The sequence below is a fragment of the Streptomyces sp. NPDC091280 genome, assembly GCF_044768565.1.
In the GTDB taxonomy this organism is placed as follows: Bacteria; Actinomycetota; Actinomycetes; order Streptomycetales; family Streptomycetaceae; genus Streptomyces.
This window is the reverse complement of the sequence record NZ_JBIVUZ010000001.1, coordinates 414756-427009: the sequence shown is the minus strand read 5'-3', so window position 1 is coordinate 427009 and position 12254 is coordinate 414756. Positions and strand designations below refer to the sequence as shown.

The following is a 12254-nucleotide window of genomic DNA, read 5'->3' as shown; positions in this document are numbered from 1 at the left end:
GCATGCTATTGCCCGATGGCCCGGAACACCCCGGCCGGTCGGTCAGAGCAGCGGTGCGCTCAGGGTGAGGAAGGAGTGCGGCGGCAGGGTCAGGGTCAGGCCCCGGTCGGTGACCTTGACGTCGTCGAAGGCGCGCGGCGCCACGGCGGCCGGCGTTTGCGGGGTGTTGTGGTCCTGGAGCCGGTCCGCGGTCAGGACGCGGGCGCTCGCCGTGCCTATGGAGCGGCCCCGCAGGTCGAGGGTGATCTCGGCGGGCTCGTCCGCGTCCAGGTTGGAGAGCGAGACGAGGAGCCGGCCGTCCTTGGCGCTCGCCGAGGCCGACAGGGTGTCCAGCTCGGTGTCGCCGACCGTGCGCCGGGCGTCGTCGGCGCGCAGGTGGACGGCGAGTGAAGTGGCGTCCTGGTGGCCCTTGTTCATCTCGAAGACGTGGTAGGTCGGGGTCAGGACGAGCGCGTCGCCGTCGGTGAGGATCATCGCCTGGAGGACGTTGACGGTCTGGGCGATGTTCGCCATGTGCAGGCGGGCCGCGTGCTTGTGGAAGATGTCGAAGTGGGTGGAGGCGACGAGCGCGTCGCGGAGGCTGTTCTGCTGGAACAGGAACCCGGGGTTGGTGCCCGGCTCCACGTCCCACCAGGTGCCCCACTCGTCCAGCACCAGGCCGACCGTGCGGCCCGGGTCGTAGACGTCCATGACCGCGCTGTGACCGGCGATGAGGCGGTCGACGCGGCGGGCCTGGACCATCGTGCGGTAGTAGTCCTCGGTGTCGAAGACGATGGAGTTGCCCTTCGCCTCCCAGGGGCCGGGGATCGTGTAGTAGTGGAAGGACAGGCCCTGGAAGTAGTTCTTCGGGGTGGCCTCGCAGCCGAAGCAGCTGATCTGCCGCATCAGTGTCTCGGTCCACTTGTAGTCGTCGTCGGAGGCGCCGGAGGCGATGCGGTAGAGCTTGTTGTCGCCGTGGTCGCGGCAGTAGGTGGCGTACTGGCGGGAGAGGTCGGCGGCGTACTCGGCGCGCATGTTGCCGCCGCAGCCCCAGGTCTCGTTGCCGATGCCCCAGTACTTCACCCGCCATGGCTCCTCGCGGCCGTTGGCCTTGCGCAGGCGGACCATGGGGCTGTCGCCGTCACGGGTGAGGTATTCGACCCACTCGCTCATCTCCTGCACGGTGCCGGAGCCGACGTTGCCGCTGATGTAGGGCTCCGCGCCCAGGAGTTCGCACAGGGCCATGAACTCGTGGGTGCCGAAGTGGTTGTTCTCCTCGACGTTGCCCCAGTGGGTGTTGACCATGCGGGGGCGTTCGTCGCGGGGGCCGATGCCGTCCTTCCAGTGGTACTCGTCGGCGAAACAGCCGCCGGGCCAGCGGAGGTTGGGGATGTCCAGGGCGCGCAGGGCCTCGACGATGTCGAGCCGGATGCCCCCTTCGTTGGGTACCGGTGAGTCCTCGCCGACCCAGAAGCCGTCGTAGATGCAGCGGCCGAGGTGTTCGGCGAAGTGGCCGTAGAGATGGCGGCTGATCGTCGGTCCCTCGATGTCGAGGTTGATGACCGCGGTGGCGTTGGGCACGGAGGTACTCCTGCGTGGGCGTGGTGGTGCGGGAGAGGGAGGTGGGATGGGCGCGGTCCAGGGGCGATGTGGACCGTGCCGTGGAAGTGGAAGTGGAAGTGGAACGGGAGAGGCGGGGGCCTCAGGGGGGCCTCAGGGGTTCGCCGGCAAGGGGTGTGCGGCTCTTCCGGCCCGGGGGTGCCCCGGTTGGTGAGTTTTCAGGATGGTTTCGCACAATCGCTTGTAGCGCTACAAAAAGCTGCCATCGGGATACCGGAAGAGTCAAGAGGGTTACGGCAACATGTTCGGTCACGGTGTCCGCGACCGTCCCCGATCGGCTTTTCGCACCTCTTGACACCATGAGCGGGACCGGCCTAGCGTTCGCCGGAGTTTTCCCGCAACCGGTTTTTCCCGGCGGGCGTTTCGGGGCGAGACGTCACAAGGCCGAAGGACCGGTCATCGGCCCTCGGCGCGCCCACCGGCGCGGTTCGGCCACAGGACGGCCCGGCGGCCGTCCGTGACGACGAGGTGCGTGCCCCCTGCGCGGGGCAACCGCGAGGCCCGCCTCCTGAAGCGACGGTCCACCCGCTCATCGGCACATCGGGAGCCGGCCCGCCGTCCCCGGAAAGCAGCGGGCCCGCGGTGAGCGCGGAACCGCCTCACTCCTCCACTTCGCACGCTTCCCGTCTCTCGTCTCCCGTCGGGGCTGTCCGGCAGCGCCCGACCTCCACGCATCCACGGTGTGCGCCGTGTACGAAAGGTCTGCCCGTCATGCCCGAAACAGCCAGCGGCTCCCTCGACCGCCGTCGCTTCCTCGCCGTCTCCGCCGGTGCCGCGCTCGCCGCCACCGCACTGCCCGGCTGCGCCGCCTCGGTCGACTCCGGAGGCGGCTCCGGCGGCAAGAAGACGCTCACCGTCATGACCGTGGCCGACGAGTGGGACAAGAAGACCAAGCAGAGCATCGAGAAGATGCTCGACGTCAGCCTCAGCATCGTCACCTACGACATCACCAAGCTCAACGCGATGCTGGCCAGCAAGAACCCGCCGGACGTGGTCCGCGGTGTGGGAGCCACGGACACCCCCTACTTCGCGGCCCGCGGCCTGATGACGGACCTCACCCCGTATCTCGCCAAGAGCGACGCGATCAAGGAGTCCGACCTCGCCCAGGTCAACGACGTGTGGCGGTTCGACGGCAAGAAGCAGGGCACGGGCGCCCGCTACGGCATCGCCAAGGACTACTCCCAGGACTCCATGTTCTGGTACCGCACCGACCTGTTCGAGGCCGCCAAGCTGGACGCCCCCAGCGCCACCGAGCCGCTCTCCATGGACGAGTGGCTGGACCTCGGCAAGCAGCTGACCAAGCGCCGGCTCGGCAAGGTCAAGGTGTACGGCCTCAATGCCACCGGCCTCAGCGTCTTCGCCCAGCTGATGTGGATGACCGCCTCGGCCGGCGGCAGCCTGTTCGCCGACGACCTGGCCACCGTCGACTTCACCTCCGCCGAGGCCCGCAAGGCCCTCCAGTGGTACGTCGACTACACCAAGGCCGATGTCGGACCCAACCTCGTCAACCCCAACCCGGACGGCTGGGACGGCCCGACCTACCAGGCCAACCGGATGGCGATGGCCTGTGACGGCTACTGGTTCGGCGGGCTGATCGGCGCCGACGCCAAGCTGTCGAAGGTCTCGGCCTTCGCGCCCGCGCCGCAGCTCGGCAGCCACCGCGTCAGCCCCTGTTTCGGCGGCACCGGCTTCTGGATCCCCAAGCAGGCCAAGAACAAGGACCTCGCCTGGAAGCTCTTCGAGTGGTACTTCGCCGGCGCGCCCGCCAAGGCCCGCGCCACCAGCGGCTGGGGCATCCCCTCGCTGAACTCGCTGCGCTCGCAGATGCCGCAGGCCACCGCGTTCCAGAAGCAGGCCTTCCAGGTGCAGGAGCAGGAGCTGCCCTACCTCTCGGTGCTGCCGGTCAGCCCGTACGCCCAGGTGGACGCCCTCAACGGCATCCTCAGCAAGGTGCTCCCGGACGCGGTCAAGTCCGGTACCGCGGTCGGCAAGATCGCCGACTCGCTGAACTCGCGGATGAACGACCAGCTCAAGCGGGGCAAGGAGCTGGTGGGGTGAGTACCGGTCAGCTCACCGGCGCGACCGTGCCGTCCCGCCCGGGGACGGCGCCCGACGGGCCCGCCCCCGGCCGCCGCACACGGCCCCGCTCCCTGAACTCCCGCCGGGCGGGCGCCTTCTACGTCTTCGCCGGACCCTGGATGCTGGGCTTCCTGGCCCTGACCGCCTACCCGCTGGGGTACGCGCTCTGGCTCAGCTTCACCAACTCCGACGGGCTGTCCCCGAACGCCCGCTTCGTGGGCCTGGACAACTACCGGGAGGTCTTCACCGACCCGGACACCCTCCAGGCGCTGGCCCGCACCGGGCTGTTCACCGCGATCACCGTGCCGCTGACGATCATCGGCGGTCTGCTGCTCGCGGTGCTGGTGAACCAGCCGATCCGGTTCCGCGGGCTGTTCCGCACCCTGCTGTACCTGCCCGCCGTCGTCCCGCCGGTCGGGGCGGCCCTCATCTTCAAGATGATCTTCGACCGGGACTCCGGCGCCGCCAACGGCGTGCTCGACGTCCTCGGGGTCAACGGCGTCTCCTGGCTGGTCGACCCCTACGCCCGCTACGTGCTGATCATGCTGACGATGTGGGGCGTCGGCAACGTCATGATCATCTCGCTGGCGGGGCTCCAGGACATCCCCAGGGAACTCCACGAGGCGGCCCGTGTCGACGGCGCCAACAGCTGGCAGTCCTTCACCCGGATCACCCTGCCGCTGCTCTCCCCGGTGCTGTTCTTCCAGGTCGTCACCGGAGTCATCGCCGCGCTCCAGACCTTCGCACCGCTGCTCATCTCGCTCGACCCGACCACCAAGGGTGTGTCGGCCGTACCCGACGGCAACTACCTGATCATGATCGACGTCTTCGCCCAGTACTTCGCCAACGGCCGCTACGGCTACGCCTCGGCGCTGCTGTGGGTGCTGTTCGCGTTCATCCTGCTCGTCACCTTCGCCGTCTTCAGACTCGCCAAGGGCGCCGTCTTCTACTCCGTCGAACCGGAGCAGAAGAAGCCCAAGGTCCGGACGCTCGGAGGCAAGTGATGGTGCTGGCCCGGCGCAAAGCCGTCTACATGATCCTGGTCGCGCTGGTGGTGCTCTTCCTCAGCCCGTTCGGCTGGCTGGTGATCACCGCGTTCAAGCCCTTCGCCGAGTTGCGCGCCATCCCCATCCACTGGCTGCCGCACGACCCGACGCTGGCCAACTTCCGGGACGCCCTGAACTTCTTCGACTTCATCGGCTACGCCCGCAACTCGCTGATGATCTCCACCATCTACGCGGTGCTGGTCACCCTAGCCTCGGCCTGGGCCGGGTACGGCTTCGCCCGCCTGGAGGCGCCCGGCAAGAAGGCCGTCTTCGGGGTGCTGATGTCGACGATGATGATGCCCCAGGTCATCACGCTCATCCCGACCTACCTGCTGTTCGCCAAGTTCGGCCTGGTCAACACGTACATGCCCTGGGTGCTGTGGGGCCTGGCCGGGGCGCCGTACCTGATCTTCCTGTTCCGGCAGTTCTTCGCGAACATGCCCAAGGAGCTCGAAGAGGCGGCGATCATCGACGGCTGCGGGCAGATCCGGATCTTCTGGCGGATCTTCCTCCCGCAGTCCTGGCCGGTCATCGCCACCAGCCTGATCCTCTCCTTCAGCTGGACCTGGGGGGACTACATCGCCCCCGCCCTGCTCCTGGACGACGACCGCACCACCCTCGCCGTCAAGATCACCACGGGCTATGTCAACAGCCAGGGCGGCCAGCTCTTCAACCTCGTGGCGGCCGGCACCGTGATGTACGTCGTGCCCGTCCTGATCCTCTTCCTGATCCTCCAGCGCGGATTCGTCGCGGGCGTCGCCACGTCCGGCCTGAAGTGACCCCGCGCGACACCACCGGCCCGGCCGGGCGCGAGCCCGGCCGACCGGCCACCCGCCGCGCTGCGGCACCAGCCCCCGCTCACCGACGCCGGCCGCTGCCCGGGCCGACCTGATCCGCCGGACAGCCCATGGGGCGCGCGGTGGGAGGCCCGCCTGCCCGCGGGCGGGACTCCCACCACACGCCCCAGCCCCCGGACCGCACCCTCCTCCGGAGCCGCCCCATGACCGACCGCCCCGCCCGCCCCGCGCTGTCCGTACCCGGCATCGCCTACGGCGGCGACTACAACCCCGAGCAGTGGCCCGAGGAGACCTGGGCCGAGGACATGCGCCTGATGCGCGAGGCCGGCGTCAACCTGGTCAGCGTCGGCATCTTCGCCTGGGCCCTGCTCGAACCCGCCGAGGGCGCCCACGACTTCACCCACCTCGACCGCCTCCTCGACCTGCTGCACACCCACGGCATCGCGGCCGACCTCGCCACCCCGACGGCCGCGCCGCCCGCGTGGTTCTTCCGCGCCCACCCCGAGGCCCTCCCGGTGGACCAGGACGGCCGCCGCCTCTGGTACGGCAGCCGGCAGACGTTCTGCCCGTCCAGCCCCGCCTACCGGGAGGCGGCCGTCCGGATCGCGGGCGCGCTCGGCGAGCGGTACGCCGGACATCCGGCGGTCGTGATGTGGCACGTCCACAACGAGTACGGCTGCCACAACCTGGCCTGCTACTGCGACACGAGCGCGGCGGCCTTCCGGGACTGGCTGCGGGAACGGTACGACAGCCTCGACACCCTCAACGACGCCTGGGGCACCGCCTTCTGGAGCCAGCGCCTCTGCGACTGGGACGAGGTCATCCCGCCCCGCGCGACCGGCGCCCAGCCCAACCCCGCCCACCTCCTGGACTGGCGCCGCTTCTGCTCCGACGAACTCCTGTCCCTGTACCGGGCGGAGCGCGAGGTGCTGCGGGCGGCCTCGCCGGACCTCCCCGCCACCACCAACTTCATGGTGATGAGCGGCTCCGACAAGCTCGACTACTGGCGCTGGGCACCGGATTTGGACGTGGTCTCCAACGACCACTACCTGATGTCCCCCGATCCCGAGGCGGAGTTGGACATCGCGCTCAGCGGCGACCTGACCCGCTCCATGGCCGGCGGCCCCTGGTTCCTGATGGAGCACTCCACCGGAGCCGTCAACTGGCAGCCCGTCAACCGGCCCAAGAAACCGGGGGAGTTGCGCCGCAACGCCCTCGCCCACCTCGCGCACGGCGCCGACGGCATCGCCTACTTCCAGTGGCGGCAGTCCCGGGCGGGCGCCGAGCAGTGGCACTCGGCGATGCTCCCGCACTCCGGCACCGACAGCCGGATCTGGCGGGACGTCGTCGAACTCGGCGCCGACCTGCGGGCGTTGGCGGAGGTGCGGGGCAGCACGACCCCGGCCGAGGTGGCGATCGTCTGGGACTGGAACGCTCGTTGGGCCCTGGAGCTGCCCGGCGGGCCGTCCGAGGAGGTGCGCTTCGAGGACAGGGTCCGCGCCTGGTACGAGCCGCTGTGGCGGGCGGGCGTCGCCGTGGACTTCGTCCTCCCGGACGCCGACCTCTCGGCGTACCGCCTGGTCCTGGTGCCCAGTCTCTACCTGGTCGACGACGCGGGCGCCGTAAACCTCACCGGCTTCGCCGAGCGCGGCGGCACCCTCGCGGTCGGCTTCCACAGCGGCCAGGTGGACGAGAACTGCCGTGTGCGGCTGGGCGGTTACCCCGGCGCGTTCCGCGAGGCGCTGGGCGTGCGGGCGGACGAACTGCGCCCGCTGCTGCCCGGCGAGACGCTGCCCCTCAGCGGCGGCGGCACCGCCTCGCTGTGGACCGAGCGGCTGGCCCTGGCGGGCGCGACCGCGGTGGCCTGGTACACCGAGGGCGACCTGACCGGCGTCCCCGCCGTCACCCGGCACACGTACGGCCGCGGCACCACCTGGTACGTGGCCACCAGCCCCGATCCGGCGACCCTCGCCTCCCTGCTGACCTGTGTCCGCGAGGAGGCGGGCGTCGCCCCGGTCCGCGCGGTGCCCCGGGGCGTGGAGGCGGTGCTCCGCCGCTCGGCCGCCGCCGACTACCTGTTCCTGATCGACCACGCCGGGGCGGGCGCGGAGGTGACCGTCGCCGAGGACGCGGTGGAACTCCTCACCGGCGAGCGGGCCCCCGGGTCCGTGACGCTCGCCCCCGGCGGGATCGCGGTCGTCCGCGAACCGCGCCGGCCCTCCGCCTGAACCCCGCTCACCCGCCCCTCCCGAAAGGCCGTCATGTCCGACCCCGGCAGCACCCCCGCCCGCCTTACCCTCGACTCCGCCTTCGGGGTCGGCGCCGTCAACCCCCGTCTGTACGGCTCGTTCGTCGAGCAGATGGGCCGTGGCGTGTACTCCGGCATCTACGAACCGGGCCACCCGGCCGCCGACACCGAGGGCCTGCGCCAGGACGTTTTGGACCTGATCCGCGAACTGGGCGTCACCACCGTGCGCTACCCCGGCGGCAACTTCGTCTCCGGCCACCGCTGGGAGGACTCCGTCGGCCCCCGCGAGCAGCGGCCGGTCCGCCTCGACCTCGCCTGGAAGGCCACCGAGACCAACGAGTTCGGCCTCGGCGAGTTCATGGACTTCTGCAGGAAGACCGGCGTGGAACCCATGATGGCCGTCAACCTCGGCACCCGCGGGGTCGAGGACGCCGTACGGCTGCTGGAGTACGCCAACCATCCGGGCGGCACCGAACTCTCCGACCTGCGCGCCGCGCACGGGTCCAAGGAGCCGTACGACATCCGGATGTGGTGTCTCGGCAACGAGATGGACGGCACCTGGCAGATCGGCCACAAGACCGCCGAGGAGTACGGGCGTTTGGCCGCCGAGACGGCCCGCGCGATGCGGATGATCCGGCCCGATCTCGAACTGGTCGCCTGCGGCAGCTCCGCCTCCTTCATGCCGCACTTCGGCGCCTGGGAGGCGACCGTCCTGGAGGCCGCCTACGACCAGGTCGACCACATCTCCCTGCACGCCTACTACGAGGAGGAGGACGGCGACCGCGACTCCTTCCTCGCCTCCGCCGTCGACATGGAGCACTTCATCGAGTCGGTCGTCGCCACCTGCGACCACGTCCGGGCCCGGCTGAAGCAGACCAGGCGGATCGACCTCTCCTTCGACGAGTGGAACGTCTGGTACCAGCGGCGCAGCGCCGCCGCGGCCTCCGAAGCCCCGCTGACCTGGGACAAGGCGCCGCGCCTCCTGGAGGACAACTACTCCGTCACCGACGCGGTCGTGGTCGGCACCCTGCTCATCACGCTGCTGCGGCACGCCGACCGGGTCACCGCCGCCTCCCTGGCCCAGCTCGTCAACGTCATCGCGCCGATCATGACCGAGCCGGGCGGCCCCGCCTGGCGGCAGACCACCTTCTTCCCGTTCGCGCAGGCCTCGCGGCACGGGCGCGGCCGGGTGCTGCGCGTCGAGCCGGACAGCCCCCTCCACTCCACCGCCAAGTTCGGCGAGGTGCCGCTGCTGCACGCCACCGCCGTCACCGACGACGAGACCGGAGACGTCACCGTCTTCGCCGTCAACCGCGGTCAACTCGCCGCCCTGCCACTGGAGATCGACCTGCGCGGGGTCACCGCCCACACCCTCGCCGAGCACCTCGTCCTGGCCGACGCCGACCCCGACGCCACCAACACCGCCGACCGCCCCGACCGGGTCACCCCGCATCCGGCCACCGGCACCACCGTCACCGACGGGCGGCTGACCGCCGTACTCGAACCCCTCTCCTGGAACATGATCCGCCTTGTCCGGCAAGGGAACTGACGACATGTCAGCCAAGGTGCGGGCGGTGCTCTGCGCCGCCGCCCTGCTGCTGCTCACCGCCTGCGGTTCCTCCGGGAAGGCCGACGACTCCCGGGTGACCCTGCTCGACGGGCGGCACATCACGCTCTCGGGCCCCACCCTCGTCTGCGCCCTGCCCATCGACGACCAGGGCGACGTCGGCTCGACGGCGGCCCGCAGCCAGATCCCCTCGCTCAAGAGCGTGGCCCAGCAGTACCCCGGCGTCCGCGTCCTCATCACCGACTCGGACGGCCGCAGCACCGACGACGCCCTCACCAACTTCGCGGCGAACTGGTCCGTCCAGACCCGGCTCGTGGTCGCCGCCGACTCCGGCCTCGCCGGTGCCCCGCTGTCCCGGGACGGACAGCTCCACACACTCCTGATCGGTGCCGACGGACAGGTGGCCGCCACCTGGACCGACCGTGCCGCCCCCACTCAGGCGATCGTCGCCGCGCTCCGCAAGGCCACGGCGGCTCCCACCTCCGATTCCGACAGCGCTGTACGGAAAGAGACACCATGAGACATGCCACGGACACGAGAAGGACGCTGGCGGGCCTGCTCGTCACGCTGCTGCTCGCCTGCGCCGCGGTGGTGGCGACACCCGCCGTGCGGGCCCACGCGGACAACACGGCGTACTACGTCGACTGTTCGGCGAGCAGCAACGGCACCGGCACCTCCGGCTCCCCCTGGAACTCCCTGACCGGCCCGAACGCGACCACCTTCGGGCCGGGCGACCAACTGCTGTTCAAGCGCGGCACGACCTGCACCGGCACCCTGCACCCGCTGGGCTCGGGCAGCGCGAGCGGCGGCTCCATCACCATCAGCGCCTACGGCACGGGCGCGCTGCCGATCATCGCCGGCGCCGGTGCCACCGACGCCGTCTACCTCTACAACCAGCAGTACTGGGAGATCTCGAACCTGGAGATCACCAACACCGGCGCGGTCAAGGGCGCCAACGCCCGCCGCGGTGTCTACGTGGTCCTCGACAACTACGGCACCGGCACCCACTACAAGATCAGCAACCTGAGCGTCCACGACGTCAACGGCAACCAGTCGAAGGAGGTCGACGGCAGCGCGGGCATCCTCTTCGCGGTCATCGGCACCACGACCGCGAGCGCCTTCGCCGACGTCGACATCGACGGCAACACGGTCGCCGACGTGGCCCGCAGCGGCATCAACATGTCGAGCACCTGGCTGTGCCGCCCCTCCATCGGCTGCAACAACCCGGCCTGGACGCCGTGGACCGGTGTCGTCGTGCAGAACAACACCGTCCACGACACGGACGGCGACGGCATCGTCGTCCAGATGTCCCAGGACGCCGTCATCGAGCACAACGTGGTCTACAACGCGGCGAAGGCGGGCTCCTCCAACGCGGGCATCTGGGCCTGGGACTCCGACGGCACGGTGATCCAGTACAACGAGGCCTACGGCACCCAGAAGAACTCCGGGAACAACGACGGCCAGGGCTTCGACGTCGACTACGGCCAGGACGGCACGATCGTCCAGTACAACTACAGCCACGACAACGCGGGCGGCTTCATCCTGTTCTGCGGCTGCGGCGGCGGCTCCCACCTCAGCAGCAACGCGGCCGTGCGCTACAACGTCAGCGAGAACGACCTGCTGCGGGTCATCACCGCGACCGGCACCCAGGACTCCAAGTTCTACAACAACACCATCTACATCCCGTCGAGTTCGACCGCGGACGTCTTCCAGGTCGGCGGCGCCTGGAACGACCTGACCCTCGCCAACAACCTCATCTACAACCTGGGCAGCGGCGGTTACACCTACACCACCGGCCAGCCCGCCTCCAACTTCGCCTGGCGCAACAACCTCTTCTACGGCAACCACCCCACCAGCGAGCCCACCGACGCGGGCAAGGTCGTCACCGACCCGCTGCTCACCTCGGTCGGCTCCGGCGGCACCGGCATCGACAGCGTCGACGGCTACCGGATCAGCTCGGCGTCCTCTCCGGCCATCGGCGCGGGCGTCGTCATCCCCGACAACGGCGGCTTGGACTACTGGGGTTCGACCGTGCCCGCGGTCTGCCCGCCCGACATCGGCGCCGACCAGTACAGTTCGCCGGCCGACTCGACCTGTCTGGCCAGCGAGAACCTCGGCTTCGAGAAGGGCTCCACCACCGGCTGGAGCAAGTGGAACACCTCGGCGGTCGTCAACTCCGATGCGCACACGGGGACTTACTCGGCCCGCATCTCCTCGTCACCGGCCTCCCTGGAGCAGTCCGTGCCGGTCGCGCCCCGCACGACGTACCGCGTCTCCGGCTGGGTCAAGTCCGCCGTCGCCGGCGAGGTCGTGAACGTCGGCGTCAAGAACACCGGGGGCCTGGAGACCTACGCCAGCGCCAGCGGCACGTCCTGGACCTATGTCTCCGCCGACTTCACCACCGGCGCGAGCAACAGCACCGCGCGCCTGTACTGCTACAAGAGTTCCGGCACGGGCTACGGCTACTGCGACGACCTCGCGGTCACCCCGGTCACGAACCACGTCGTCAACGGCAACCTCGAATCGGGGCACACCGTGCCGTGGCGCAACGGCGACTACTCGCTGAGCACCACCGCCTCCAACGGCACCTACGCCGCGCTGGCCAACTCCTCGCTGAGCGGCGGCACCCTGTGGCAGATCGTCTACGGCCTCAGCCCGAACACCACGTACCGGCTGAGCGGCGCACTCGCGAGCGCGACCGCCGGTGACACCACGGCACTGGAGGCCAAGGTGTACAACGGCTCGGCCACCACGAGCGCGTCCACCACGTCGAGCACCTACTCCAAGGTCTCGACGACCTTCACCACCGGCACGGGCGTCACCACCGCCCGCGTCTACTGCCATCTCTCCTCCGGCAGCGGTGACGGCTACTGCGACGAGGTCACCCTGACCGCGCAGTAGACCACGGACGAGCGCGA

General features: G+C 70.0%; 8 protein-coding genes. 7 read left to right on the top strand and 1 reads right to left on the bottom strand.

Going from position 1 to position 12254, the window contains the following annotated elements; translation table 11 throughout:
* Positions 1-42 precede the first annotated feature (42 nt).
* Positions 43-1560 (bottom strand): alpha-N-arabinofuranosidase, encoded by a 1518-nt coding sequence (locus ACIQPR_RS01945; protein WP_403640434.1) that lies wholly within the window; start codon positions 1558-1560, stop codon positions 43-45.
* Positions 1561-2310: 750 nt separating this feature from the next.
* Between ACIQPR_RS01945 and ACIQPR_RS01940 the strand changes: the two genes are divergently transcribed.
* The 7 genes from ACIQPR_RS01940 (at position 2311) to ACIQPR_RS01910 (ending at position 12237) form a co-directional block, all read left to right on the top strand.
* Positions 2311-3657 carry an extracellular solute-binding protein gene (locus ACIQPR_RS01940; protein ID WP_403640430.1) on the top strand — a complete coding sequence of 449 codons (1347 nt, stop codon included), beginning with the start codon at positions 2311-2313 and terminating at the stop codon, positions 3655-3657.
* Positions 3654-4682: a carbohydrate ABC transporter permease gene (locus ACIQPR_RS01935; protein WP_403640427.1), complete on the top strand. Its 1029-nt coding sequence runs from the start codon at positions 3654-3656 to the stop codon at positions 4680-4682. Before ACIQPR_RS01940 ends, ACIQPR_RS01935 begins: the two co-directional genes overlap by 4 nt.
* Positions 4682-5503 carry a carbohydrate ABC transporter permease gene (locus tag ACIQPR_RS01930; RefSeq protein ID WP_403640424.1) on the top strand — a complete coding sequence of 274 codons (822 nt, stop codon included), beginning with the start codon at positions 4682-4684 and terminating at the stop codon, positions 5501-5503. The genes ACIQPR_RS01935 and ACIQPR_RS01930 overlap by 1 nt, the downstream gene beginning before the upstream one ends.
* A 221-nt stretch (positions 5504-5724) precedes the next feature.
* The gene (locus ACIQPR_RS01925; protein ID WP_403640421.1) at positions 5725-7749 is read left to right on the top strand and encodes a beta-galactosidase; all 2025 of its coding nucleotides are present in this window, start codon (positions 5725-5727) and stop codon (positions 7747-7749) included.
* Positions 7750-7782: 33 nt separating this feature from the next.
* Positions 7783-9318, top strand: coding sequence for an alpha-N-arabinofuranosidase (locus ACIQPR_RS01920; RefSeq protein ID WP_403640418.1), 1536 nt, complete (start codon positions 7783-7785; stop codon positions 9316-9318).
* A gap of 4 nt (positions 9319-9322) precedes the next feature.
* A complete protein-coding gene (locus tag ACIQPR_RS01915; RefSeq protein WP_403640415.1) occupies positions 9323-9856 on the top strand; it encodes a TlpA family protein disulfide reductase in 534 nt (177 codons plus the stop codon).
* A complete protein-coding gene (locus ACIQPR_RS01910) occupies positions 9853-12237 on the top strand; it encodes a carbohydrate binding domain-containing protein (protein ID WP_403640413.1) in 2385 nt (794 codons plus the stop codon). The genes ACIQPR_RS01915 and ACIQPR_RS01910 overlap by 4 nt, the downstream gene beginning before the upstream one ends.
* The last annotated feature ends 17 nt before the right edge of the window (positions 12238-12254 follow it).

Excerpts from the sequence above, each read along its gene's own strand:
- ACIQPR_RS01940 (WP_403640430.1), top strand. The coding sequence starts at position 2,311 with ATGCCCGAAACAGCCAGCGGCTCCCTCGACCGCCGTCGCTTCCTCGCC.
- ACIQPR_RS01930 (WP_403640424.1), top strand. The coding sequence starts at position 4,682 with ATGGTGCTGGCCCGGCGCAAAGCCGTCTACATGATCCTGGTCGCGCTG.
- ACIQPR_RS01925 (WP_403640421.1), top strand. The coding sequence starts at position 5,725 with ATGACCGACCGCCCCGCCCGCCCCGCGCTGTCCGTACCCGGCATCGCC.
- ACIQPR_RS01920 (WP_403640418.1), top strand. The coding sequence starts at position 7,783 with ATGTCCGACCCCGGCAGCACCCCCGCCCGCCTTACCCTCGACTCCGCC.
- ACIQPR_RS01915 (WP_403640415.1), top strand. The coding sequence starts at position 9,323 with ATGTCAGCCAAGGTGCGGGCGGTGCTCTGCGCCGCCGCCCTGCTGCTG.
- ACIQPR_RS01910 (WP_403640413.1), top strand. The coding sequence starts at position 9,853 with ATGAGACATGCCACGGACACGAGAAGGACGCTGGCGGGCCTGCTCGTC.